Below are 25207 nucleotides of genomic sequence, written 5' to 3'. Positions count from 1 at the left end.
AGTCGGGAAACTACACCCGAACCGAAAACCCAACATCAGGACACCTGAACAATGGCAAAGAAAGTTTCTAAATGGTTTCGCATCGGCGTCGAGGGTGACACCTGCGATGGCCGTGTCATCAACGGTGATGACATTCAGGACATGGCGGATACTTTTGACCCGCGCGTCTACGGTTGCCGTATTAACCTCGAACACATCAAAAGCCTCTGGCCTGACGGTCCGTTTAAACGCTACGGCGACGTGACAGAAGTGAAAGCGGAAATCATCAGTGATGACTCTGCGCTGAACGGCAAAAAGGCACTGTTTGCCAGGATTGCCCCGCTTGATGAACTGGTGAGCATGGTGCGTGCCGGTCAGAAGGTTTACACCTCCATGGAAATTCGCCCGAATTTCTCAAACACCGGTAAATGTTACCTGATTGGCCTCGCTGTGACCGATGACCCGGCAAGCCTCGGCACGGAATATCTCGAATTCTGCAGCCGTGCTGCTCAGAACCCGCTCGCCGGTAAAAAAGACCAGCCGGGCGATCTCTTCTCGGTGGCCTCCCTTGCTGAGCTGGAATTCGAGGATGTACCCGACTCCATGCTCAACAGCCTGACCGACAAGGTCAAATCGATTTTCAGCCGCAAACAGGTCAGCGATGACGCCCGTCTTGCTGATGTGCATGAAGCGGTGACCGCCGTCTCTGAGCAGGTACAGACCAACCTGACCGCCACCGAAACGCGCGTCACCGAGCTGGAAACCGCCTTTGCACAGCTAAAGCAGGACGTGACCAGCCAGACCACGCAGAGCGCGCAGGCGCTGAACGCCCTGAAAAGCTCCCTCGATAACACCGAAAGCTATCGCCAGCCGCGCCGCGAGAAATCGAAAGGCGGGACGGGTGACGGGCTGCTGACCAACTGCTGACAGACCTGCCGGGTGCGCGTCACCCGGCCTGATGCCCCTTTTTAGAAAAACAGGAATAACAATGCGTAAAGATACCCGCTTTAAATTCAATGCTTACCTGTCCCGCGTGGCGGAGCTGAACGGCGTCGACACCGATGACGTGGCGAAAAAATTCACCGTTGAGCCGTCCGTGACGCAGACCCTGATGACCACCCTGCAGGCGTCATCCGCGTTTCTGACCAAAATCAATATCGTGCCGGTCGACGAGCTGAAAGGCGAAAAAGTCGGGGTCGGCGTCAACGGTACGATTGCGAGCACCACGGACACCGCCGCCGATGACGAGCGTAAGACCGCTGATTTCACTGCGCTCGAATCCAACAAATACGAATGCGCGCAAATCAACTTTGATTTCCATATCCGTTACAAACAGCTCGACCTGTGGGCGCGATTCCAGGACTTTCAGACCCGTATCCGTGACGCGATTATCAAGCGTCAGTCGCTCGATTTTATCATGGCCGGTTTCAACGGTATCACCCGCGCGGAGACCTCCAACCGCAAAACGAATCCGATGCTGCAGGATGTCGCGGTGGGCTGGCTGCAGAAGTACCGCAATGAAGCTGCTGCGCGTGTGATGTCCAACGTCACCGATGATGACGGCAAGGTCATTTCCGATGTGATCCGCGTGGGTAAAAACGGTGACTATGAAAACCTCGATGCGCTGGTGATGGATTCGACCACCAACCTGATTGATGAGATTTATCAGGATGACCCGGAGCTCGTCGTTATCACCGGCCGTAAGCTGATGGCGGATAAATATTTCCCGCTGGTTAACAAGGCGCAGGAAAACAGTGAAACGCTGGCCGCTGACATCATCATCAGCCAGAAGCGTATCGGCAACCTGCCTGCTGTGCGCGTGCCGTATTTCCCGGCGAATGCCCTGATGGTGACTCGCCTCGATAACCTGTCGATTTACTTCATGGATGACGCACACCGCCGCGCCATCATCGAGGAGCCGAAAAAGGACCGTGTCGAAAACTACGAGTCGATGAATATTGACTATGTGGTCGAGACTTACGCCGCCGGTTGCCTGATTGAAAACATCAATCTCGGTGACTTCACCGCACCTGCCGCACCGGAAAGCGGGGAATAAGCCATGACGAGTCCCGCAGCGCGTCACATGATGCGGGTCTCGGCCTCTGAGACTGCGCGGCGGGCTGCTGCTCCGCTGCGCAATGCAACTGCCTATGAGCAGATGCTCGTCAAGCTGGCCGCAGACTGTCGCACGTTAAAACAAATCCGCTCAAATGAACGCAAGGCAGACAAAAAGCGTGAGCTGATGCCGTTCTATCTGCCGTGGGTGTCGGGTGTCCTCAGCGCCGGAAAAGGGGGGCAGGATGACATTGTCATGACCGTCATGCTGTGGCGTCTCGATGCGGATGACATCGCCGGTGCGCTGGAAATTGCCCGCTATGCGATGACCTATGGCCTGACCATGCCGACCGGCGGCCACCGGCGCACCACGCCGTATTTACTGGCCGAAGAGGTCGCCCTGTCAGCGCAGCGCCTGCTCGATGCGAAACAGCCTGTCGGGCTGCCGCTCCTGCTCGACACCATCGCACTGACCGAACGGGCAGACATGCCGGATATCGTGCGCGCGAAGCTGCACAAAATTACCGGCTACGTGCTGCGTGAGGCTGGCCGTCTGACTGACGCGCTGGCGCACCTGCAGCGGGCGATCCAGTTAGAACGGGCTGTCGGTGTGAAAAAGGATATTGAACAGCTCGAGCGCGCGCTGAAACCCAAAGCAGAACCTGCACCCAAACAGAATAAACCGCGCACGCGCAAACCTGCAGCTAAACCGGCGGCACGGCGCGGGCGTCCCCCGAAAGCGGCAAAAGCCGCAGGTTAACAGAGCGCTCCCCGAGCCGGGCGGCACGCCGGTCAATGCGGGTATTGATTGCCCTGACTGCGACCGGCGTCCACCGCCCACCCATTACCCGAGGTTGTCATGACGACAGTGATTATTGAGCCAAAAAAAGAGCCGCAGGATGTGCCGGGCGTGGTGATACCACCACCGGGCGTGAGCGAGCCGGTAATAAAAAACACCTTCTTTTTCCCTGATGTGGATCCGAAGCGTGTGCGCGAGCTGATGCGTCTGGAGCAGACCGTTTCCGCGCTGCGCCTGAATGATGCGATTAAAGCCGGTATGGCTGAAACCAATGCGGAGCTTGCTCTGTGGCGGGTTGAGCAGATGGCCGCAGGGCATGACACGCTGGCTGATGTGCCTGCCGATGATATCGATGGCGAAAGCGTACGCTGTTTCCACTATTTCCGCGCCGTCTGCGCCATGACCAGCGCCACACTGTTTGAGCGTTATCGCGGCATCGATGCGACGGCAAAAGGCGACCGCAAAGCGGAAAGCACTGAGGCGGTTATCGATGAACTGTGGCGGGATATGCGCTGGTCTGTGGCGCGTATTCAGGACAAGCCGCGCTGTATTGTCGGCCAAATCTGATGAAGGTCAGGGCGATGCAGGGTGACACCCTCGATGCGATTTGCGCCCGCTATTACGGGCGCACTGAGGGCGTCGTTGAAACGGTGCTGCAGGCGAATCCGGGGATGTCGGAACTGGGCGTTATTCTGCCGCACGGCACGGCAATCGAACTGCCCGAAACCGACAGCGCCCCGAAAACCGAAACGGTGAATTTATGGGACTGAGTGTGGAAAAAATCACGACGTTTATCGCTTACTGGCTGGCTGTGGGGCTGGCGTATTTCGGGGCGATGTCCCCCGAAAAGCTGGCGCTCTATGTGGGGAGTGCCTGCGCCATTTTTACCGCGCTGACGAATTACTGGTTTAAGCGCAAAACGTATCGCTACCTGACCTCACTCGGACCCGATAAGGGGGCTGCCCGTGAGCTCAATCATTAAACGCTGCAGTGTGGCCGCCGTGCTGGCGCTGGCCGCGCTGGTGCCTGACTTTCGTCTGCTTAACACCTCGCCCGAAGGGCTGGCACTGATTGCCGACCTCGAAGGATGTCGCCTGACACCTTACCAGTGTAGCGCGGGAGTGTGGACGTCAGGCATCGGCCACACTGCCGGGGTGGTCCCGAAAGGGGATATTACCGAACAGCGCGCGGCGGAGAATCTCGTTGCCGATGTGCTTAACGTCGAGCAACGGCTCGCGGTCTGTGTGCCGGTGGATATACCACCGCGCGTCTATGACTCGCTGGTCAGTTTTGCGTTTAACGTCGGAACCGGTGCAGCCTGTCGGTCGACGCTGGTCTCGTTTATCAAGCGTCACCAGTGGTGGCAGGCATGCGACCAGCTCACCCGCTGGGTGTATGTCAACGGCACAAAAAATAAAGGGCTGGAGAACCGCCGCGCGCGGGAATGGGCTTACTGCGTAAAGGGGATGCAATGAAAGTGCTGATGATTCTGCTGGCCGGGTTGCTCGTCGTGGTGCTGTGGCTGCGTCACGATAACGCGAATTTATCCCGTTCCTTTGAGAAAGCGAACCGTGTTGCCAGCGAGCAAAAGACGACTATTGGCATGCTGAATAATCAGCTTGCCGTATCGCAGCGAATCGCCAGGGCGAATGAGGATGCGCAGGTCAGGCTCGGTGATGAGCTGGCCGTTGCCGGTGAGCAGGCAGCAAGGCGGGAAGAAACCATAACGAGGCTAAAGAATGAAAACGAGACGTTACGCCGCTGGTACAGCGATAAGCTGCCTGATGCTGTGCGCCGGTTGCACATCCGAACAGGCTGCGCCTCCGCCGCCCGTTGTTTACAACGCCTGCCCGAAGGTGAGCCTCTGCCCGATGCCGGGAAGCAACCCCGTCAATAACGGTGATCTGAGTGCCGATATTCGCAGGCTGGAGCATGCGCTCACCGCCTGTGCGATTAAGGTCGAAACCATCAAAGACTGTCAGGATAGAATCGATGCAGAAAATGAAAAGCCTGCGCAAAGCGCTGAATGACGCTGTCCCGCAGCTCATGAATAACCCCGAGATGATGCGCATCTTTGCCGATGAGGGGAATATCGATGCGCGTCTCGCGGCCTCACTGTCCCATGAAAAGAAATACACGCTGAATGTGATCGTGTGTGACTTTGTCGGCGACCCCGACCTGATTTTTGTGCCGGTGGCGGCGTGGCTGCGAGAAAACCAGCCGGATATCTGCACGCTCGATGAGGGGCGCAAAAAGGGCTATCGATTCCAGATGGATTTAAATGACGGGGATAATGTTGATATCAGTATCAGCCTGCAACTGACTGAGCGCACCCTTGTCCGGGAGGCAAACGGCGCGTTACACGTCAGCTATGCCCAGGAGCCGCCCCTGCCGGAGCCTGTTACACGACCAACTGAGCTGTATATCAATGGTGAGCTGGTGAGTAAGTGGGATGAATGAATTTAAGTCTTTTGACGACAAACTTGCGGGGCTTATCGGGGCATTGTCACCGGCGTCGCGGCGCAGGCTGGTCGCTGAAATTGCGAAGGAACTGCGCAGATCGCAGCAGCAACGCATCAAACAGCAAAAAGCGCCTGATGGCACGCCGTATCAGGCGCGAAAACGACAGCCGCTCAGAGCGAAAAAAGGGCGAATAAAACGGGCGATGTTTCAGAAGTTGCGAACGAGTCGTTACATGAAAGCCAGTGGCCGCAATGATGCTGCAGTGGTGGAGTTTACGGGAAAGGTGCAACGTATCGCGCAGATTCATCAATACGGACTCAAAGATCGGCCTAATCCTCATGCTCAGGACTTGCAATACCCGAAACGCCAGTTGCTTGGGTTCCGTCGAGAGGATAAACATTTAGTTGAGAGGGTGTTTACCGAGCATTTCAAATTAACGTTATAACCGATGAGATATAACGCAGATGAGAATCTTCACTTTTATTTAACTGTTTTTAAATAACGTTGATTGATACAGTGCTCCCTTAAATTAAGATAAAATGCGGTGACCACTTCATCAGCAGCATTATATATATTGGTTAACTCGTCGAAAGAATATCGCTCACCAACTTCTGAGGCACTTTCACGTCCATGAGCAACCGCATTTCGCCTCTCTCGTAAAGCATTTACACGACCTATTGATGCAGGGGAGACAGTAAAGTCAGAGACGCCAAAAAGGTTAAGGACCCAAGACATTGTCTTAGCGTCAACATTTTGTAAACTCTCCGCTAATGGGTTATCAGTTATTCTTAGAACTGTCTCGCTATGGGTCGCTTGAAATAAAGAAACTGACTTGTCAAATATTTTTCCTTTCCCACATTCATTTACAGATTTGACTTCGCTGAAGTGGAATATGCTATGAAGAGATGCAATGCAATCTATGCTTCTGTTATTGTGACTGGAAATTACTTCAAGTGCCGCTTCTATTGTTGCGTTAACTGCACGTTCTACGGCAGAGTATATGGATACTATCCACAAACCTTTAAGTGATTTTATATTGGAGCTTGCAGGTTGAAGTGGTTCTGGCCCATTTTCACGCAAAAAAAGCAAAAGTGAATTCGCCTCAGCAAACCTGTCTCTTATTTCAACTTGGGCGTTTTCAAAACTCATATAGCAGCTCGCTGAGATACTAAATCTATTCTTCCTGTTAGCTTAGGGAGACTGTTAGTTGCTCCGGTTGTAAGGTCTTTCAGCTCGGGGTCTTCAAGTAACTTGTTTAATTCAGGGGCATTAACTTGATTGCCAGCTGTAAGGATGTCGGCAACGCCAACAGCTATAGCTTCGAAAAGAACTAGTGGTGTAGAATTTAAACGATTCATACGTACAATACCGTTAGGTAGAGTTTGTCTGATGACTGAAAAGGTATTTTGGAATATTTCTCGCAATTGATTTTCATTTGCAAATGATTTCGTTTTCTTCTCCATATAGTCATTAAGGAACTCTTTAACGGAGTGTTTAAATAACAACCTGTCTTCATAATATGCGAAGAATTTCAAAGCTAATTCTTCTACGTTACCTCTGCCATTCTTATCACTTCTTTTAATGACTGCATCAAAATCGGGGTTTTTCACACAATCTTTAATGAATTCAGAGAAACGGCCACGAAAAACACAATTACGTATTTCTTGGTCGTGAAGTATTATTCCACCGGTGTTTAATCTTTCGAATAAATCAAATCGAACTTGGAAATCACTCTGATCATTAAGAACGGTGATACGAAGTGGGCGAGTCAGAAAATTTAGTTTAAGATTGCTTGGCATATCGTCAAACGCAACGCCATTAAGAGATGGCGTTTTCTCTAACCCTTTGAGAGTTAACGGTCCTAGGTTTTTACCATCAATGACGGCATGATTGTGAGAAACAAAACGAAGAATGGTTGTTATACGTTGCAGCCCATCAATTACTTCCCATGAAGCATCTGTGTTGGTAGCCATGAAAATATTAGGAATAGGAATTCCAAGGAAAATTGATTCTATTAGCTGTGACTGTCTGGTTGCATCCCATACAAATCGTCTTTGATAATCAGGTGAAACGTTAATATTATTTTCCACAACCATATCTACGAGTTGTTTGATAGTAATGTCGTAAGTATCAAACCCAACTGCTCGCCTTTCTCGTTGTATTTCTGCAAGAGCATCTGAAAAGTTCATAGTTACATATCCTGAATAATAAAATGATCTCAACTATAACAAAATCAATTAGAAAAGACGATACTTCCAGATACTATCTTCGCCCAACAGATACACTACTCTTTGTTGGTGTTATATTGTTGTTTTTTATAGTTTTTCATTGGATTGGGTGTATGGCTTTGGCATCTTGGTCGATGGGCTGATTTCTGCAATTAATAAATGGCTAATTGTCAGGTAGAGAAATTTTAACTTAACAATATTTTCTGAATGGAACATCCTAGTTGCTGGATGTTGTCTCAGTCCTCATAAAACACCATTCAATTGCCGCTGGCCTTGCCCGGCGTCATCCTTTCCCCATGAAAACTTTAAATTCCATTCAGGATATCGCCCGCGCTATCCGTAACCTTATCCGCACCGGCATTGTGACTGCAGTCAATACCGATGAAGGACTCTGCCGTGTCCAGACCGGTGGGATGCAAACCACCTGGTTAAACTGGCTGACCTGCCGCGCCGGTCGCTCGCGCGTCTGGTGGGCTCCATCGGTTGGCGAGCAGGTGCTGATTCTTGCCATTGGCGGCGAGCTTGATACCGCCTTTGTGCTGCCCGGTATTTTTTCTGATGACCATCCCGCGCCGTCGGCCTCGCCTGATGCTTTTCACGTTTCCTTTCCTGACGGGGCGGTTATCGAGTACGAACCCGAGAGCGGGGCGCTCACGGTGAGCGGTATTAAAACCGCTGACGTTACCGCGTCGGACGCCATTACCGCAACGGTGCCGCTGGTACTGGTCAAAGCGTCCACCCGCATTACGCTCGATACCCCCGAGGTGGTCTGCACCAACAAGCTGACCACGGCCACGCTTGAGGTGCAAAAAGGCGGGAAGATGAGCGGCGACATCGAGCACGGCGGCGGCACGTTTAAATCCAACGGTGTGCAGGTGGATGACCACGACCACGGCGGCGTGAAACGGGGCGATGACAGAACGGTGGGGACAAAATGACGACGAGCTATCTGGGAATGAACCGTCATACCGGTCTCAGTATTTCTGAGGTTGAGCATATCAGGCAGAGCGTGCGCGACATTCTGGTCACGCCGGTTGGCTCGCGCGTCATGCGCCGTGAATACGGCTCACTGCTGTCGGCATTGATGGACCAGCCGCAGACCCCGGCACTGCGCCTGCAGATTATGGCCGCGTGTTATTCCGCGATCCAGAAGTGGGAGCCGCGCGTGAGCCTGACGACCATCACCTTTGAACGCGGGGAGAATGACGGCGCGATGTATGTCGATATCACCGGCACGCGGTCGGCGTCAGGCCAGCCTTTTTCTATCACCATTCCACTGAGTTAAACACTATGGCTATTGTTGACCTGAGCCTGCTCGCTGCGCCTGATGTGGTGGATGAGCTGGATTATGAAACCATTCTGGCAGAGCGAAAGGCAACGCTTGTCTCACTGTACCCGGAGGAACAGCAGGAGGCGGTCGCGCGCACGCTGACACTCGAATCGGAGCCGATGGTTAAGCTGCTGCAGGAGAACGCTTACCGGGAGGTTATCTGGCGTCAGCGCGTGAATGAATCGGCGCGCGCGGTCATGCTGGCGTATGCCGCCGGTAATGACCTCGATAATATCGGCGCAAATTTCAGCGTCGGGCGTCTTGTTATCACGCCTGCCGATGAGACCACGCTGCCGCCCACACCTGCCGTTATGGAGTCGGACACCGATTACCGCCTGCGTATTCAGCAGGCGTTTGAAGGAATGAGCGTGGCCGGGTCTGGTGGCGCTTATCAGTTCCATGGTCGCAGCGCTGACGGACGGGTCGCGGATATCTCCGTGACCAGCCCGTCGCCCGCCTGCGTGACGATTTCTGTGCTGTCGCGGGAAAACAACGGCGTCGCCTCTGATGAGCTGCTCACTGTTGTCCGTAACGCGCTTAATGCCGAAGATGTCAGACCGGTCGCCGACCGAGTGACGGTGCAGTCAGCCGACATTGTTGACTACCAGATAACCGCCTCGCTGTATCTCTATCCCGGTCCCGAGAGTGAACCCATTCGCGCTGCTGCCTTGAAAAAACTGGAGGGCTATATCAGCGCGCAGCACCGTCTCGGGCGTGATATTCGCCTGTCTGCCATTTATGCCGCGCTGCATGTTGAAGGTGTCCAGCGTGTCGAGCTGGCCGCGCCGGTGGCTGACCTCGTGCTCAGCAGTGCGCAGGCGTCATTTTGCACTGATTACAGCATTGTGATTGGGGGCTCGGATGAGTGATACCCGTCTGCTGCCGGTGGGCTCGTCACCGCTTGAGGTGGCGGCGGCGCGTGCCTGTGCGGATATCGAAAACACCCCCGTCCCGCTGCGTCGTCTGTGGAGTCCTGATACCTGCCCGGCTAATTTGCTGCCGTGGCTGGCGTGGGCGTTTTCTGTCGACCGCTGGGATGAGAACTGGCCGGAAGAAACGAAGCGCGCAGTCATCCGTGATGCGTATTTCATTCACTGCCACAAAGGCACTATCGGTGCTGTTCGTCGGGTGGTGGAGCCGCTCGGCTATGTCATCAACGTCACGGAGTGGTGGGAGACCCGCGACCCGCCCGGCACATTCCGGCTTGATATCGGTGTGCTGGAAAGCGGTATTTCTGAGGAAATGTATTTTGAAATGGAGCGCCTGATTGCGGATGCGAAACCCGCGAGCCGTCACCTGATTGGTCTGAATATTATTCAGGACATTCCCGGTCATATGTATGTCGGTGGTGTGGTGTATGACGGTGACATTATTACGGTTTACCCCGGATAAGTGAGGAATAATGAGCACGAAATTTAAAACAATTATCACCACTGCCGGTGCTGCAAAACTGGCGGCGGCCACGATGCCGGGTGGTAAAAAAGTGAACCTTACCGCGATGGCCGTCGGCGATGGTGGCGGCGCGCTGTCGGAGCCGAACGCCGGTCAGGTAAAACTCATCAATGAAGTCTGGCGTCATGCGCTGAATAAAATCAGCCAGGATAACAAAAATAGAAACTATATCGTGGCTGAGCTGGTCATTCCTCCCGAGGTGGGCGGCTTCTGGATGCGTGAGCTGGGTCTGTATGATGACGCAGGCACGCTGATTGCCGTTGCCAATATGGCGGAGAGCTACAAGCCGGAGCTGGCGGAGGGCTCGGGGCGTGCGCAGACCTGTCGCATGGTGATTATTGTCAGCAGTATCGCCTCGGTGGCACTGTCCATTGATGCGACAACGGTGATGGCCACGCAGGGTTATGTTGACGACAAACTGGCTGAGCATGAGCGGTCCCGCAACCATCCTGACGCCACGCTGAAAGAAAAAGGCTTTGTGCAGCTCAGCAGCGCGACCGACAGCACGTCTGAGGCGCTCGCCGCAACGCCGAAAGCGGTTAAGGCGGCTCATGACCTTGCCAGTGGTAAATATACGGCTCAGGACGCGAGCACAGCGCAGAAAGGTATCGTTAAACTCAGCAGCGCGACCGACAGCACGTCTGAGACGCTCGCAGCGACGCCGAAAGCGGTCAAGGCGGCGTATGACCTTGCCAGTGGTAAATATACGGCTCAGGACGCGACCACGGCGCAGAAAGGTATTGTGAAACTCAGCAGCGCCACCGACAGTGAGTCTGAGTTGCTTGCCGCCACCCCAAAGGCAGTAAAAGCCGCGAATGATAATGCGAATGGCCGCGTGCCGTCCGGGCGAAAAGTAAACGGAAAGGCGCTTACCGGTGATATCAGCATCACCTCGCAGGATATTTTTGACGGGCAGGTCGTGATGATTGGTGCAAACCAGAATCTTGACAGCTATCAGACGCCGGGACTGTATGCCCAGGATGCGAACGTTAATACCAGTGCAGCACTGAATTACCCGGAGAATAATGCGGGTTCTCTGATGGTTCTGAGAAGCGCTGGAGTAACTCAGGTTTATCGGACTTACAACAGTTCACGAATCTGGTCCCGAAGTAAATACAGCACAGGTGGATGGACGCCGTGGGCGCGTGAATACAACACCCAAAATAAGCCCAGTGCAGTTGAGGTAGGTGCGCTACCAATTACCGGCGGCACGCTTAATGGTCCGTTGGGAATTGGAACGGCGAACGGCCTCGGTGGTCACTCAATCGTTTTAGGTGACAGTGACACCGGCTTCAAACAGGAAGGCGATGGGATCCTGAATGTTTATGCAAACTCAGCGCTTGTTATGCGGTTTATTAGCAGCATCGTTGAAAGCCTGAAACCGTTAAAAGTTAACGGTAATTGCATTGCCACGGGTGAAATTCAGGCGGGTAACGGTTCGGCACGTCTGGCAACTGACGGTAACGTATATGGCACTATGTGGGGTGGTTGGTTGCGGGATTATCTTAACGCAACCTTTCAACCCAAAGGGAGTTTCACACCAGCAGGTCAGGCTTATACAAAAGCTGAAAGCAATGCACGTTTTATCCAGGATATCCGCCAGTCAGGGATTATGAATCTGAATGTAGGGTCGCATGCCAACACCCAGGCCCCCGCAGGTGGTGTGGTGATTGGTGCTATCGTCAACGGCGACTGGGATAACAACGAAATACTGAAATACACGTGGTTACAGAAGAACGTCAACGGGACCTGGCTGACCATTGGACGTGTGTAAGGAATGGAACAATGATTCATTTAAAAAATTTTACTGAATATACACCTGAGTCGGAAGAAAACGTAGAGTTGAATGCTGAGTTCTCAGCGCTGTTTCTGCGTTCTCAAGACGGAGTGGATTGGTACGACGCTCAGGCAGGGTTCGGGCCAGACACAATGAAAATTGTTTATGACAACAGCAATGTTATTGTTGGTTATTCAACCGATGTTTCAACATTAGTACCTTACGGTTGTTCGGTTGTTGAGATGAGTCTCAGCATGATTCCCGAAACACTTACTGATGACAATACGTGGCAATTTATTGACGGTGAAATTACCCCTCGCCTGTACTCTCAAAAAGAGCAAACAGCTAAGGCTGAAGGCGAAAAACTGTCGCGTTTGTCACATGCAACATCGGCTATTGCCCCCCTGCAGGATGCCGTTGATCTGGATATGGCAACGGAAGACGAAGCGACCGCGCTTAATGAATGGAAAAAATATCGGGTCATGCTCAGCAGGGTCAAACCCGAAGATGCCCCCGATATCACATGGCCGGAACTGCCCGCATAACCGGTATCACTCAGGCGGGCGGTTGCCCGCGCTTTCCTGCCTCCGGTTGTGTCAGACCTTATCCAACCCTGACAAATAGCCCGCCACCACCACACAACAGAAAATACACTCACCCTTAACCACGGAGTTAAACGGATGAGTGATTTTCATCATGGCGTAGAGGTCATCGAGATTAACGATGGCGTGCGCACCATTTCCACCGTCTCAACGGCCATCATCGGCATGGTCTGCACGGCCAGCGATGCTGACGAGAACATGTTTCCCCTCAATGAGCCGGTGCTCATTACTAACGTGCAAAGCGCTATCGGCAAGGCGGGCAAAAAGGGGACCCTGTCGGCATCCCTGCAGGCCATCGCTGACCAGTGTAAGCCGGTTATTGTGGCCGTGCGCGTGGCCGAAGGCGCAGAAGACCTGGACGACCCGGAGACCGGGAAGAAACAAACTATTTCCAACATCATCGGCACGACAGATGAAAACGGCAAATACACCGGCCTGAAAGCGCTGCTGACGGCGCAGACCGTCACCGGCGTGAAGCCGCGCATTCTCGGCGTGCCGGGTCTGGACTCACAGGAAGTGGCGACGGCGCTCGCGTCAACCTGCCAGAGCCTGCGCGCCTTTGGCTATGTCAGCGCGTGGGGCTGCAAAACCATTTCTGACGCCATCGACTACCGCGAGAATTTCAGCCAGCGCGAGCTGATGGTTATCTTCCCTGATTTTCTGGCATGGGACACCACGGCGAATGAGACTGCGACAGCCTGGGCAACGGCGCGCGCACTCGGCCTGCGTGCCAAAATTGACCAGACCGTCGGCTGGCATAAAACCCTGTCAAACGTCGGCGTGAATGGCGTCACCGGCGTCAGCGCCTCGGTGTCATGGGATTTGCAGGAGCCCGCGACCGACGCCAACCTGCTTAACAAGGCCGGTGTCACCACGCTTATCCGCAATGACGGTTTCAAATTCTGGGGAAACCGCACCTGCTCGGATGACCCGCTTTTCCTGTATGAGAACTACACCCGCACCGCGCAGGTACTGGCCGACACGATGGCGGAGGCGCATGCGTGGGCGATGGATAAACCCATTACCCCGACCCTCATTCGCGACATCGTATCGGGTATCAATGCCAAATTCCGCGAGCTGAAAAATAACGGGTATATCGTTGACGGCTCCTGCTGGTATGACCCGGAGTCGAACGAGACCGCGACCCTGAAAGTCGGGAAACTGTATATCGATTACGACTACACCCCCGTCCCGCCGCTGGAAAACCTGACCCTGCGCCAGCGCATCACCGATACCTATCTGGCGAACCTGTCGGATGCGGTCAACAGCTAAGGAGTCAGGAACATGGCGTTACCCCGCAAACTTAAATACCTGAATATGTTCAACGATGGACTCAGCTACATGGGCGTTGTTGAGTCCGTCACCCTGCCAAAGCTGACCCGCAAGCTGGAGAAATATCGCGGCGGCGGGATGCCGGGCGCGGTGTCGGTTGACCTCGGCCTCGATGACGACGCGCTGTCGCTGGAGTGGACGCTCGGCGGTCTGCCTGACGTTGAACTGTGGGCGCAGTATGCCTCGCCGGGCGCTGACAGTGTGCCGCTGCGCTTTACCGGCTCTTTCCAGCGTGATGACACCGGCGCGATTTCTGCCGTCGAGGTAGTGATGCGTGGCCGTCACAAAGAATATGACGGTGGTGAGAACAAGCAGGGCGAAAGCGGCACGACCAAAATGTCGACCGAGTGCGCCTATTACCAGCTCACGATTGATAGCCGCGAAGTCATTGAGATTGACGTTGTTAACATGGTGCTGAAAGTCGACGGCGTCGACCGTCTGGCGGAGCACCGCCGGGCGATTGGCCTGTAATCCCTTAACCGGTCAGTGAGGCTGGCCGGTCCCTTTTCCTGATGAGAATACCCATGAAAAATATCAATGAAACTGCCGTTGCTGACACTGAAACCGTCAATCCGAATGTGGTGATTTTTGATACCCCGCTGATACGCGGTGAGCAGAAAATTGAACAGGTCACGCTGACCAAACCGAATGCCGGAACCCTGCGCGGGGTGTCGCTGGCCTCGCTGGCGAATTCCGACGTTGATGCGCTGATTAAAGTGCTGCCACGCATGACGTATCCCGCACTGACCGAGCACGAGGTCACGCGTCTCGATGCGTCTGACCTGATTTCGCTGGCCGGTAAGGTGGTCGGTTTTTTGTCACCTGCTTCGGGTCGCTGACCTTTCCGAAAAACCTGTCGGTCGATGACCTGATGGCGGATATCGCGGTGATTTTTCACTGGCCGCCATCAGAGTTACATTCCCTGAGCGTGACCGAACTCCTGACATGGCGCGACAAGGCGCTGCAACGAAGCGGAAACCATCATGAGCAATAACGTCAGAATCGAGGTGCTGCTGAATGCCGTCGACCGGGCGAGCCGCCCGCTCAAAGCGATTCAGAACGCCAGTAAATCCCTGTCCGGTGATATCCGCACGTCACAGAAAAGCCTGCGCGAGCTGAATGCGCAGGCATCCCGTATCGACGGATTCCGAAAAGCCAGCGCACAGCTTGCCGTGACCGGTCACGCGCTTGATAAAGCGAAACAGGAAGCCGAAGCACTCGCCACGCAGTTTAAAAATACGGAGCGACCGACACGCGCACAGGCGCAGGTGTTTGAATCCGCGAAGCGTGCCGCCGAAGGGCTGCAGACGAAATACAACAGCCTCACGGAGTCGGTAAAGCGCCAGCAGCGCGAGCTCGGTGCGGCGGGGATTAATACCCGCAATCTGGCAAATGATGAGCGGGGGCTTAAATCCCGTATCAGTGAAACCACCGCGCAGCTCAACCGTCAGCGTGAGGCACTGGCGAAAGTCAGCGCACAGCAGGCGAAGTTAAGCCGGGTGAAAGAACGGTATCAGGCCGGTAAATCACTGGCCGGTAACGCGGCGGCGGCGGGCGCTGCCGGTGTCGGTATTGCGACGGCGGGAGCGATGGCCGGGGTTAAACTGCTGATGCCGGGCTATGAATTTGCGCAGAAGAACTCAGAGCTGCAGGCGGTGCTCGGTGTCGACAAACAGTCACCCGAAATGCAGGCGCTGCGCAAACAGGCGCGCCAGCTCGGGGACAATACGGCGGCCTCTGCCGATGATGCGGCGGGGGCGCAGATTATTATCGCCAAAAGTGGCGGGGATGCGGCGGCCATTCAGGCGGCGACGCCGGTCACGCTGAATATGGCGCTGTCCAACAGGCGCACGATGGAAGAGAACGCCGCGCTGCTGACCGGGATGAAATCAGCGTTTCAGCTCTCAAATGACAAGGTCGCGCATATTGGTGATGTTCTCTCGATGACGATGAACAAAACCGCCGCCGATTTTGACGGGATGAGCGATGCGCTGACCTATGCCGCGCCGGTGGCGAAAAATGCCGGGGTGAGTATCGAGGAAACCGCCGCGATGGTGGGGGCGCTGCATGATTCAAAAATCACCGGCTCTATGGCGGGTACGGGAAGCCGTGCGGTCATGAGTCGCCTGCAGGCGCCGACCGGCAAAGCCTATGACGCCATCAAAGAGCTCGGGGTGAAAACCTCCGACAGCAAGGGCAACACGCGTCCGATATTTTCCATCCTGAAAGAAATGCAGCGCAGTTTTGAGAAAAATAATCTCGGGACGGGTCAGCGCGCCGAATACATGAAAACCATTTTCGGGGAGGAAGCCAGCTCGGCGGCCGCCGTGCTGATGACGGCGGCCTCAACCGGCAAGCTCGATAAGCTCACCGCCGCGTTTAAAGTCTCGGACGGTAAAACCGAGGAACTGGTTAAGGTTATGCAGGATAACCTCGGCGGCGACTTCAAAGAATTTCAGTCAGCCTATGAGGCGGTCGGGACTGACCTGTTTGACCAGCAGGAGGGCTCACTGCGTAAGCTGACGCAGACGGCCACGCAGTACGTGCTCAGACTTGACGGCTGGATCCAGAAAAATAAGGGGCTGGCGACCACCCTCGGCGTGGTCGCCGGGGGCGCGCTGGCGCTGATCGGGGTGATGGGCGGGATTGGCCTGATTGCCTGGCCGGTGGTGATGGGGATAAATGCCATCATTGCGGCAGCTGGCGTGCTCGGGGTGGTTTTCAGTACGGTCGGCGGCGCGATTGTCACGGCCATTGGCGCAATCAGCCTGCCGGTGCTGGCGGTTGCCGGGGCGGTGGTGGCCGGGGCGCTGCTCATCCGTAAATACTGGGAGCCGATTGGCGCATTTTTCTCGGGGGTGGTGGAGGGGCTGAAAGCTGCCTTTGCCCCGGTGGGGGCGATGTTTACCCCGCTTGCGCCGGTGTTTGATGCCATTGCGGAAAAGCTGGACGTTGTCTGCCAGTGGTTTAAAGACCTGCTTGCACCGGTGAAAGCCACGCAGGACACGCTCGACAGTTGCAAAAATGTCGGCGTGGCGTTTGGTCAGGCGCTGGCTGATGCGCTGATGACGCCGCTCAATCTGTTTAACAGCCTGAGCGGCAAGGTTGACTGGCTGCTGGAGAAACTCGGTGTTATCAAAAAAGAATCGACCGACTTCGACCAGACTGCAGCCAACGCGGATAAGGCTTCACCGGGTGGCGGGTATATCCCTGCGACAGCGAGTTATGGCGGGTATCAGGCGTATCAGCCGGTCACTGCGCCTGCAGGTCGCTCTTATATCGACCAGAGCAAAAGCGAATACAACATCACCCTGCAGGGTGGCGTTGCGCCGGGTGGAGACCTTGACCGCCAGCTCCGCGACGCCGTCGACAAACTTGACCGTGAAAAGCGCGCGCGTCAACGATCCAACATGAGACTCGACTGAGAGAGGGGGCAAAATGTTAATGGTGCTGGGCTTTTTTGTGTTTGAACGGCGCACCCTGCCGCATCAGTCGATGCAGTATTCGAAGGACTACCGGTGGGTGTCCAATGACCGTATCGGCAGGCGACCGGCTTATCAGTTTCTCGGGGAGGGGGAGACCTCGCGCACCCTGTCGGGGACGCTTTACCCTGAAATCACCGGCGGGCGGCTGTCGCTGCAGGCCATTGAGCTGATGGCCGACGAGGGGCGTGCGTGGCCGCTGGTTGACGGAACCGGCATGATCCACGGGATGTACGTTATCGATAAAGTGACTCATAACCACACCGAGCTTTTCAGCGACGGTGCAGCGAGAAAAATCGAGTTCACTTTGTCCCTGAAACGTGTCGACGAGTCGCTCGCGGCCATGTATGGCGACCTGAAAACACAGGCGGATAATCTGGTCACGTCAGCCAGTGAATGGGCGGGAGGGCTGGCAGGATGATAACGGGAATGAATATTCAGGCCGGGGCGCGGGTTGCGCCCGCGTATATGCTCACGCTGGACGGGGCGGATATCACGCAGAATTTCAGCGACCGGCTCATCGGCCTGACCATGACCGACAATCGCGGATTTGAGGCTGACCAGCTTGATATTGCGCTCGATGATACCGACGGGCTGGTCGAGCTGCCACCGCGCGGGGCATCGCTGACGCTGTGGCTGGGCTGGCAGGGATCCGCACTGGTCAACAAGGGGAGTTTCACGGTTGATGAAATCGAGCACCGGGGCGCGCCTGATACGCTGACCATCCGGGGGCGCAGCGCCGATTTTCGCGGGACGCTGAACTCGCGGCGCGAGCAGTCATGGCATGACACCACGCTCGGGGTGATTGTTGAGACCATCGCGCAGCGTAATAAGCTGACGGCCAGTGTTGCTGACGCCCTGAAAGCCATCGCCATTCCCCATATCGACCAGACGCAGGAATCCGACGCGGCGTTTTTGTCCCGGCTTGCTGAGCGAAACGGTGCATCCGTGTCGGTGAAAGCCGGGAAGTTATTATTCCTGAAAGCCGGTAGTGCGATGACGGCCAGTGGTAAGCCGATCCCCCAAATGACCGTCGAGCGTGGCGACGGCGACCGCCATCAGTTCGCCATTGCAGACCGGGAGGCTTACACCGGCGTGACGGCGAAATGGCTACACACCAGAGACCCGAAACCACAAAAGCAAAAGGTAAAGCTCAAACGTAAACCCAAAGAGCAGCACCTGCGCACGCTGCAGCACCCGAAAGCCGCTAAAACATCGACAAAGGCCAGAGAGAAAAAGGCGCAGGAAGCGCGGGAAGGTGAGTACATGGCCGGAGAGTCTGACAATGTTCTTGAGCTCACGACCATCTTTGCCACAAAGGCGCAGGCCATGCGCGCGGCTCAGGCAAAGTGGGACAGGATACAGCGAGGCGTGGCGGAGTTTTCGATTACGCTTGCCACTGGCCGGGCTGATTTATTTCCTGAAACGCCGGTGGCCGTGAAAGGCTTTAAGCGCGTGATAGACGAGCAGGCATGGATAATAAGCCGTGTGGTGCACAGCCTTAACGGGAGCGGCTTCACGACGGGCTTAGAGCTTGAGGTTAAGGTTTCTGATGTGGAGTATGAGAGCGAAGAAATAGTGCAGTAATTTGTTATATGTGTTTGTTTTATAAGATTAAAATGAGTAAAATTACTGTATTGAAAACGCTCAGAGGTGCTCATCATGTTTCACTGCCCGAAATGCCATTACGCCGCCCATGCCCGCACGAGTCGCTATTTTTCTGACACCACAAAAGAGCGGTATCATCAGTGCACAAACATCAACTGCAGTTGTACTTTTGTCACGACTGAAACCGTTGAGCGTTTCATCGTTTCGCCGGGGGAAGTCGTACCGGCTCCACCGCACCCGACGATGACCGGTCAGCATCAAATGCCCTGGCTGTGAGCCAAAAAAAAGCCCCGCAATTGCGGGGCTTTCTCTTTCGATGTGGTCAATGTGTGGACGTGACTAGAAATAAATCCTTTTATTTCATTGTGTTATCTATTGAGAAATGTCACCAATAACTGACATTGCGGTGTTTCTCCAGGTGTGGCCCATCCGGGGCCAGTGTTAGTGCACAGTTATTAACTGTGTCGAGTCTGTTTTGGCTGCTATCCATACTTTTCGTCTTTCAAGCTGCATCTTTGTTAGCTTCCTTCGCTCACCCCAGTCACGTACTTCTGTACGCTCCAGGGGATTCACTCCGTTGCCGCCTCAATGCAACTCGAAATCCATCGAGTATATAAGTATAGATAGCTGACAAAGCAGGCTATTAAAAAGGCCCCACTTACGTGGAGCCTTTATTGTACGCTTTTTAAAGTACGATTTCAGTCAAAACCAATTACATGGTCTGAGTGAAGGTACGAGTAATAACGTCCTGCTGCTGTTCTTTAGTCAGGGAGTTAAAACGTACTGCGTAGCCAGAAACGCGGATGGTCAGCTGCGGATATTTTTCCGGATGTTCCATCGCATCCAGCAGCATTTCGCGGTTCATGACGTTCACGTTCAGGTGCTGACCACCTTCGATGGACGCTTCGTGGTGGAAGTAACCATCCATCAGACCAGCCAGGTTGGTCTTACGAACTTCGTCGTCTTTACCCAGAGCGTTCGGAACGATAGAGAAGGTGTAAGAAATACCATCTTTAGCGTAAGCAAACGGCAGTTTAGCAACGGAGGTCAGAGAGGCAACAGCACCTTTCTGGTCACGACCGTGCATTGGGTTAGCTCCCGGTCCGAACGGCGCGCCAGCACGACGACCATCTGGGGTGTTACCAGTTTTCTTACCATAAACCACGTTAGAGGTGATGGTCAGAACAGACTGAGTCGGGATAGCGTTACGATAAGTAGTCAGTTTCTGAATTTTCTTCATGAAACGTTCTACCAGGTCAACCGCCATGTCATCAACGCGAGAGTCGTTGTTACCAAACTGCGGGTATTCGCCTTCGATTTCGAAGTCGATAGCCAGACCGTCTTCGTCACGAATCGGTTTAACTTTCGCATATTTGATTGCAGACAGGGAGTCAGCAGCAACGGACAGACCAGCGATACCACACGCCATGGTGCGGATAACGTCACGGTCGTGCAGCGCCATCAGAGAGGCTTCGTAGCTGTACTTGTCGTGCATGTAGTGGATAACGTTCAGCGCGGTGACGTACTGTTTAGCCAGCCAATCCATGAAGTGATCCATGCGGTCCATAACTTCGTCGAAGTTCAGAACGTCGCCTTTGATCGGTTCAGATTTAGGACCAACCTGCATTTTCAGTTTTTCATCAACGCCACCGTTGATTGCGTACAGCATGGTTTTCGCCAGGTTTGCACGCGCACCGAAGAACTGCATTTGTTTACCAACAACCATCGGGCTTACGCAGCAAGCGATAGCGTAGTCATCGTTGTTGAAGTCCGGACGCATCAGGTCATCGTTCTCGTACTGCAGAGAAGAGGTGTCGATGGACACTTTAGCGGCGAATTTCTTGAAGTTCAGAGGCAGTTTTTCAGACCACAGAACAGTGATGTTCGGCTCCGGAGAAGGACCCATGGTGTACAGGGTGTTCAGGAAGCGGAAGCTGTTTTTGGTAACCAGAGTACGGCCATCAACGCCCATACCACCGATTGATTCAGTTGCCCAAATCGGGTCACCGGAGAACAGTTCATCATATTCAGGAGTACGCAGGAAACGAACCATACGCAGTTTCATGACCAGGTGGTCGATCATTTCCTGTGCGTCTTGCTCGGTGATTTTGCCTGCTTTCAGGTCACGTTCGATGTAAGCATCCAGGAAGGTGGATACGCGACCGAAGGACATTGCTGCACCGTTCTGAGATTTAACTGCGGCCAGGTAGCCGAAGTAAGTCCACTGGATAGCTTCCTGAGCGTTGGTAGCCGGACCAGAGATATCACAGCCATATTTAGCAGCCATTTCTTTGATCTGACCCAGAGCGCGGTGCTGTTCAGCGATTTCTTCACGCAGACGGATAGTTGCTTCCAGGTTTACGCCGTTTTCCAGATCGGACTGCAGAGAGACGAACTGAGCGTATTTGTCTTTCATCAGGTAGTCGATACCGTACAGCGCAACGCGACGGTAGTCACCGATGATACGGCCACGGCCATACGCATCTGGCAGACCAGTCAGAACACCGGATTTACGGCAGTTCAGAATGTCTTTGGTGTAAACATCGAATACGCCCTGGTTGTGGGTTTTGCGGTATTCGGTGAAGATTTTTTTCAGCATCGGGTCCAGTTCGCGATTGTACGCTTTGCAGGAACCTTCAACCATTTTGATGCCGCCAAACGGAATGATCGCACGTTTCAGCGGAGCTTCAGTCTGCAGACCAACAATCTTCTCGAGCGCTTTGTTGATGTAGCCAGCGTCGTGAGAAGTGATGGTAGAAGCAACGGAGGTGTCAAAGTCAACAGGCGCGTGAGTGCGGTTTTCCTGTTTAACGCCTTCCATCACGCTGTCCCACAGTGCAGTGGTCGCATCAGTTGCGCCAGCCAGGAAGGACTCGTCACCCTCATACGGAGTGTAGTTTTTCTGAATGAAGTCACGTACGTTTACTTCATTCTGCCAATCACCTTTGGTAAAACCTTCCCAGGCTGTGGCTAACTTTTCATTAAGCTCGGACATGTAACACCTACCTTCTTAAGTGGATTTTTTATTTACTGCGTGTAATGGGCATCAACAGATTGATTAATGATGATCGTTACCACGCAGATAAATGACCCAGTATGTCAACCCGACCAACAAACCGCCGCCGATAATGTTACCGATCGTAACCGGAATCAGGTTATCGGTGATGAAATTCATCACGGTCAGGTGAGAAAAATTCTCCGGAGAAGACCCAACTGCGGTCCAGAATTCCGGGGTGGCGAAATCGCGTATTACAATACCCATAGGGATCATAAACATGTTTGCGATACTGTGCTCAAAACCGCTGGCAACAAACATTGCGACCGGTAATACCATGATAAACGCTTTGTCCATCAGGCTGCGGCCTGAGTAGCTCATCCATACGGCCAGACACACCATCAGGTTAGCCAGGATACCAAGGCTCACTGCCTCAACAAAAGTATGGTGCACTTTGTGGTCGGCTGTTTGCAGAACGTTGAGCCCCCATGCACCGTTGGCGGTCATATACTCGCCAGAAAGCCACATGAGTAACACAAAGATCAGGGCGCCAATCAGGTTGCCGACATAAACGTTAAGCCAGTTTTTCGCTAACTGACCCCAGGTAATACGACCACTGGCTTTAGCAACGACGATCAGTACGGTTGAAGTGAAGAGGTCTGCACCGCAGACAACACAAAGGATCAGCCCCAGGGAAAAGCAGATACCACCTACTAATTTCGCCATGCCGAAAGGCATAGTACCAGTGCCGGTTGTGGCGGTGATATAGAAAACAAAGGCAATTGAAATGAATACACCGGCAGTAATTGCCAGATAGAACGTCTTAAGCGGATGTTTCGTTGCTTTATAGACGCCTGCTTCTTCGGCAACTTTGGCCATTGCAGCAGGTAGAATAAGATCAAAAGGGTTGTCAGCTTTCACACTAACTCTCTCTTTATTAAGTCGGCGACGAGATACTAACAAAGCATTATAGATGAGAATTTGATATAGATCATATCTCGCCTGGCTTATAGGCCCGTAAGACGCATGGTTTTTATGCGATTACGGTGTAACATGTTGATTATCCATATAAAAATAAATTTTAAAAATTATAAAGTGAGTTGAATTTTTTCTTTCAGCCTCCTATGGGACGGTTAATTAAAATGGAGTAATTGAGATAAAAAACCACATTAATAAGCTAATTTTTTTAATATCAACCACTAATATTTAACCTTGCTTTTACATTTATTTTTTGGTTTGACCAAAATAAAAAACGGGACGCTTTAAGCGCCCCGTAATATAGCTCAGACAATACATTTAGCCTACTCGAGGCAAGTTGTTTGTCACTATTTTGACCAGTGTGCCGCTTTCGCGCGTTGCAATTTCTCATAGGCTTTCAGCAGAGACTGATGTGCCGGGAATGCGTGCAGATCGCTGTCTACTGGCTGAAGTCCATAAAACGGCGCTTCACCACTCAGTGCCGCACTTGCCGCTTCAACCGCCTCAGCGCCGTACATGCGGACGAATGCGTTCAGATACTGCAGCGGCTGACGGTCTTCTTCCTGAGACAGCAGCAACAATGTTTGCAGGCAGCGATAGTAGTTTGCACGTTCCGCGCTAAAGACGGAGGCGTTAAATTCCATCGTCCATTCGGTCCACACCAGGGCCTGCTCCAGATCGCCACCGGCCAGCGCCAGCATCACTTTAAGCTCGCCAATACGCAGGGTGTACCAACCGTTATCCGCACCGGTCGCCAGACCGAGCAGCTCGCGCACGCGGGTGAAGTCGTCAAAACCTTCTTCATCCAACTGTTCAATCAGATTGAGGTAGTCTTCTTTATCCCACTCACTGCCTGGCAGAGAGAGAATGGTGTCACGCAGATGGGTGCCCATAGCGTTGTTGGCTAACCACAGATCTTCTGCCGGATAGATGTCAGACATTCCCGGAACAATAATGCGGCACGCGTAAACGCCCAGGTGCTCATAGTCAGCGATATACACTTCTTTATCTTCAGCATTGAAGATGGCCATCAGGGTGGCGAACTCTTCTTCCGTGGTGCCGGAGAAATTCCAGTCAACGAACGGATAGTCGGCATCCTGCTTGAACAGATCCCAGGAGATCAGACCGCTGGAATCGATGAAGTGAGTTTCAAGGTTGGTATGTTCTGCCACTTCCTCATCGTCGAAGGTCGGTGGGGTGAAGACATCAAGATCCTTCAGACCACGGCCCTGCAGCAGTTCAGTCACGGTACGCTCCAGCGCAACGCCGAAATCCGGGTGTGCGCCGAAGGAGGCAAAGCAGGTACCGTTGGCCGGGTTGAACAGGACAACGCAAATCACCGGATACTTGCCGCCCAGCGAGCCATCGTAGGCAAAAATTGGGAAACCTTCCGCTTCCAGTGTGGCGATGGACTCCACCACTGCCGGATAGCGCGCCATCACCTCGGCCGGGATTTCCGGCAGGCTGATGCTTTCGGCGATAATACGGTTCTTCACATGGCGCTCAAAGACTTCAGACAGACCCTGAACGCGAGCTTCGTTAGGTGTGTTACCCGCAGACATGCCGTTAGAAACATACAGGTTGCCGATAATATTCATCGGAATGTAGACGGTCTGGTTATCAGACTGGCGGGTAAACGGCAGGCCACAGACGCCACGTTCTTCATTACCAGACTGTAGATCGATAAGCATGCTGCCGGTCAGTTCGTTATCTGGATCGTAAAATGCACGCAGACGCGCATCCAGTAAACCTTCTGGAACATCGTCTTCTTCAGTCAGCGGGAACCATTTTTCGTTCGGGTAATGTACGAAGGGGCCATTGGCGATAGTTTCGCCCAGCCAGAAATCTGCAAAGAAGTAGTTAGTCGACAGACGCTCAAAGTATTCGCCCAGCGCAGAAGCCAGCGCCGCTTTTTTTGTCGCGCCTTTACCGTTGGTGAAGCACAGCGCGCATTCTTTGTCGCGAATATGTACAGACCAGACGTTAGGGACGGGATTCAACCACGAAGCTTCTTCAATTTGAAAACCGAGGTCGAGCAATTTTTGCTGGAAGCGAGCGATGGAGTCTTCCAGAGCGGCATCTTTGCCGGGGATAAATGTTTGCGTCATGAAAATCACTTTTGTCGTA

Annotated in this window: 30 protein-coding genes; 25 read left to right on the top strand and 5 right to left on the bottom strand. The window is 53.6% G+C overall.

Features of this window, described 5'->3' with window-relative positions; all coding sequences use genetic code 11:
* Positions 1 to 51: 51 nt before the first annotated feature.
* The 11 genes from OGY09_RS04235 (at position 52) to OGY09_RS04185 (ending at position 5741) form a co-directional block, all read left to right on the top strand.
* Positions 52 to 906, top strand: coding sequence for a GPO family capsid scaffolding protein (locus OGY09_RS04235; RefSeq protein ID WP_286590005.1), 855 nt, complete (start codon positions 52 to 54; stop codon positions 904 to 906).
* A 61-nt stretch (positions 907 to 967) separates the two neighbouring features.
* Positions 968 to 2035, top strand: a complete 1068-nt coding sequence (locus OGY09_RS04230; RefSeq protein WP_286590003.1) for a phage major capsid protein, P2 family — start codon at positions 968 to 970, stop codon at positions 2033 to 2035.
* A gap of 3 nt (positions 2036 to 2038) precedes the next feature.
* Complete coding sequence (locus tag OGY09_RS04225; RefSeq protein ID WP_286590001.1) at positions 2039 to 2794, top strand: phage terminase small subunit; 756 nt, start codon at positions 2039 to 2041, stop codon at positions 2792 to 2794.
* 99 nt (positions 2795 to 2893) lie between these two features.
* Complete coding sequence (locus OGY09_RS04220) at positions 2894 to 3400, top strand: head completion/stabilization protein (protein ID WP_046276225.1); 507 nt, start codon at positions 2894 to 2896, stop codon at positions 3398 to 3400.
* The gene (locus tag OGY09_RS04215) at positions 3400 to 3603 is read left to right on the top strand and encodes a tail protein X (RefSeq protein WP_286589999.1); all 204 of its coding nucleotides are present in this window, start codon (positions 3400 to 3402) and stop codon (positions 3601 to 3603) included. Before OGY09_RS04220 ends, OGY09_RS04215 begins: the two co-directional genes overlap by 1 nt.
* The gene (locus tag OGY09_RS04210) at positions 3594 to 3815 is read left to right on the top strand and encodes a phage holin family protein (protein ID WP_019077171.1); all 222 of its coding nucleotides are present in this window, start codon (positions 3594 to 3596) and stop codon (positions 3813 to 3815) included. The genes OGY09_RS04215 and OGY09_RS04210 overlap by 10 nt, the downstream gene beginning before the upstream one ends.
* Positions 3799 to 4308: a lysozyme gene (locus tag OGY09_RS04205; protein WP_279267809.1), complete on the top strand. Its 510-nt coding sequence runs from the start codon at positions 3799 to 3801 to the stop codon at positions 4306 to 4308. The genes OGY09_RS04210 and OGY09_RS04205 overlap by 17 nt, the downstream gene beginning before the upstream one ends.
* A complete protein-coding gene (lysB, locus tag OGY09_RS04200; protein WP_279267947.1) occupies positions 4305 to 4730 on the top strand; it encodes an Rz-like lysis system protein LysB in 426 nt (141 codons plus the stop codon). Before OGY09_RS04205 ends, lysB begins: the two co-directional genes overlap by 4 nt.
* Positions 4618 to 4863: an Rz1-like lysis system protein LysC gene (lysC, locus tag OGY09_RS04195; protein ID WP_279267808.1), complete on the top strand. Its 246-nt coding sequence runs from the start codon at positions 4618 to 4620 to the stop codon at positions 4861 to 4863. Before lysB ends, lysC begins: the two co-directional genes overlap by 113 nt.
* Positions 4826 to 5293 carry a phage tail protein gene (locus OGY09_RS04190; protein WP_286589995.1) on the top strand — a complete coding sequence of 156 codons (468 nt, stop codon included), beginning with the start codon at positions 4826 to 4828 and terminating at the stop codon, positions 5291 to 5293. The genes lysC and OGY09_RS04190 overlap by 38 nt, the downstream gene beginning before the upstream one ends.
* Positions 5286 to 5741, top strand: a complete 456-nt coding sequence (locus OGY09_RS04185; protein ID WP_286589993.1) for a phage virion morphogenesis protein — start codon at positions 5286 to 5288, stop codon at positions 5739 to 5741. Before OGY09_RS04190 ends, OGY09_RS04185 begins: the two co-directional genes overlap by 8 nt.
* A 35-nt stretch (positions 5742 to 5776) precedes the next feature.
* Here OGY09_RS04185 and OGY09_RS04180 read toward each other — a convergent pair whose 3' ends face one another.
* Positions 5777 to 6445: an MAE_28990/MAE_18760 family HEPN-like nuclease gene (locus OGY09_RS04180; RefSeq protein ID WP_279267805.1), complete on the bottom strand. Its 669-nt coding sequence runs from the start codon at positions 6443 to 6445 to the stop codon at positions 5777 to 5779.
* Positions 6442 to 7485, bottom strand: a complete 1044-nt coding sequence (locus OGY09_RS04175) for a DUF262 domain-containing protein (RefSeq protein ID WP_279267804.1) — start codon at positions 7483 to 7485, stop codon at positions 6442 to 6444. Before OGY09_RS04175 ends, OGY09_RS04180 begins: the two co-directional genes overlap by 4 nt.
* A gap of 335 nt (positions 7486 to 7820) precedes the next feature.
* On the opposite strand from OGY09_RS04175, the gene OGY09_RS04170 reads away from it, so the two are divergent.
* The 14 genes from OGY09_RS04170 to OGY09_RS04105 all read left to right on the top strand — a co-directional run bounded on the left by OGY09_RS04170 (position 7821) and on the right by OGY09_RS04105 (position 19383).
* Positions 7821 to 8462, top strand: coding sequence for a phage baseplate assembly protein V (locus OGY09_RS04170; protein WP_279267803.1), 642 nt, complete (start codon positions 7821 to 7823; stop codon positions 8460 to 8462).
* Positions 8459 to 8809 (top strand): GPW/gp25 family protein, encoded by a 351-nt coding sequence (locus tag OGY09_RS04165; RefSeq protein WP_279267802.1) that lies wholly within the window; start codon positions 8459 to 8461, stop codon positions 8807 to 8809. Before OGY09_RS04170 ends, OGY09_RS04165 begins: the two co-directional genes overlap by 4 nt.
* Positions 8810 to 8814: 5 nt before the next feature.
* Positions 8815 to 9723 (top strand): baseplate assembly protein, encoded by a 909-nt coding sequence (locus OGY09_RS04160; protein ID WP_279267801.1) that lies wholly within the window; start codon positions 8815 to 8817, stop codon positions 9721 to 9723.
* Positions 9716 to 10246, top strand: a complete 531-nt coding sequence (locus tag OGY09_RS04155; protein ID WP_016153620.1) for a phage tail protein I — start codon at positions 9716 to 9718, stop codon at positions 10244 to 10246. The genes OGY09_RS04160 and OGY09_RS04155 overlap by 8 nt, the downstream gene beginning before the upstream one ends.
* A 10-nt stretch (positions 10247 to 10256) precedes the next feature.
* On the top strand, positions 10257 to 12080 hold the full coding sequence (locus OGY09_RS04150) for a phage tail-collar fiber domain-containing protein (RefSeq protein ID WP_286589990.1): 1824 nt from the start codon (positions 10257 to 10259) through the stop codon (positions 12078 to 12080).
* An 11-nt stretch (positions 12081 to 12091) separates the two neighbouring features.
* Entirely contained in the window at positions 12092 to 12628 is a 537-nt protein-coding gene (locus OGY09_RS04145; RefSeq protein WP_286589989.1) for a tail fiber assembly protein, read from the top strand.
* Between the two features lie 135 nt (positions 12629 to 12763).
* On the top strand, positions 12764 to 13957 hold the full coding sequence (locus tag OGY09_RS04140) for a phage tail sheath protein (RefSeq protein WP_286589987.1): 1194 nt from the start codon (positions 12764 to 12766) through the stop codon (positions 13955 to 13957).
* Positions 13958 to 13969: 12 nt separating this feature from the next.
* The gene (locus OGY09_RS04135; RefSeq protein ID WP_286589984.1) at positions 13970 to 14488 is read left to right on the top strand and encodes a phage major tail tube protein; all 519 of its coding nucleotides are present in this window, start codon (positions 13970 to 13972) and stop codon (positions 14486 to 14488) included.
* 53 nt (positions 14489 to 14541) lie between these two features.
* On the top strand, positions 14542 to 14856 hold the full coding sequence (locus OGY09_RS04130) for a phage tail assembly protein (protein WP_279267796.1): 315 nt from the start codon (positions 14542 to 14544) through the stop codon (positions 14854 to 14856).
* Positions 14853 to 15011, top strand: coding sequence for a GpE family phage tail protein (locus OGY09_RS04125; protein ID WP_306308100.1), 159 nt, complete (start codon positions 14853 to 14855; stop codon positions 15009 to 15011). Before OGY09_RS04130 ends, OGY09_RS04125 begins: the two co-directional genes overlap by 4 nt.
* Complete coding sequence (locus OGY09_RS04120; protein ID WP_286589981.1) at positions 15001 to 17442, top strand: phage tail tape measure protein; 2442 nt, start codon at positions 15001 to 15003, stop codon at positions 17440 to 17442. The genes OGY09_RS04125 and OGY09_RS04120 overlap by 11 nt, the downstream gene beginning before the upstream one ends.
* A 13-nt stretch (positions 17443 to 17455) precedes the next feature.
* Positions 17456 to 17920 (top strand): phage tail protein, encoded by a 465-nt coding sequence (locus OGY09_RS04115; RefSeq protein ID WP_286589980.1) that lies wholly within the window; start codon positions 17456 to 17458, stop codon positions 17918 to 17920.
* Positions 17917 to 19086 carry a phage late control D family protein gene (locus tag OGY09_RS04110; RefSeq protein ID WP_286589978.1) on the top strand — a complete coding sequence of 390 codons (1170 nt, stop codon included), beginning with the start codon at positions 17917 to 17919 and terminating at the stop codon, positions 19084 to 19086. The genes OGY09_RS04115 and OGY09_RS04110 overlap by 4 nt, the downstream gene beginning before the upstream one ends.
* A gap of 75 nt (positions 19087 to 19161) precedes the next feature.
* The gene (locus tag OGY09_RS04105; RefSeq protein WP_047090157.1) at positions 19162 to 19383 is read left to right on the top strand and encodes a DNA-binding transcriptional regulator; all 222 of its coding nucleotides are present in this window, start codon (positions 19162 to 19164) and stop codon (positions 19381 to 19383) included.
* A 436-nt stretch (positions 19384 to 19819) separates the two neighbouring features.
* Here OGY09_RS04105 and pflB read toward each other — a convergent pair whose 3' ends face one another.
* The 3 genes from pflB to ycaO all read right to left on the bottom strand — a co-directional run bounded on the left by pflB (position 19820) and on the right by ycaO (position 25188).
* Entirely contained in the window at positions 19820 to 22102 is a 2283-nt protein-coding gene (gene pflB, locus OGY09_RS04100) for a formate C-acetyltransferase (protein ID WP_003035753.1), read from the bottom strand.
* Positions 22103 to 22165: 63 nt separating this feature from the next.
* The gene (gene focA / locus OGY09_RS04095) at positions 22166 to 23023 is read right to left on the bottom strand and encodes a formate transporter FocA (RefSeq protein WP_003831909.1); all 858 of its coding nucleotides are present in this window, start codon (positions 23021 to 23023) and stop codon (positions 22166 to 22168) included.
* Between the two features lie 404 nt (positions 23024 to 23427).
* The gene (gene ycaO / locus OGY09_RS04090; RefSeq protein ID WP_020996515.1) at positions 23428 to 25188 is read right to left on the bottom strand and encodes a 30S ribosomal protein S12 methylthiotransferase accessory factor YcaO; all 1761 of its coding nucleotides are present in this window, start codon (positions 25186 to 25188) and stop codon (positions 23428 to 23430) included.
* Between the last annotated feature and the right edge of the window lie 19 nt (positions 25189 to 25207).

The organism is Citrobacter sp. Cpo071, from assembly GCF_030332765.1.
Lineage (GTDB): Bacteria > Pseudomonadota > Gammaproteobacteria > Enterobacterales > Enterobacteriaceae > Citrobacter > Citrobacter portucalensis.
Note: the sequence above shows the minus strand (reverse complement) of the source record. Positions and strands in the feature narration are given on the sequence as shown.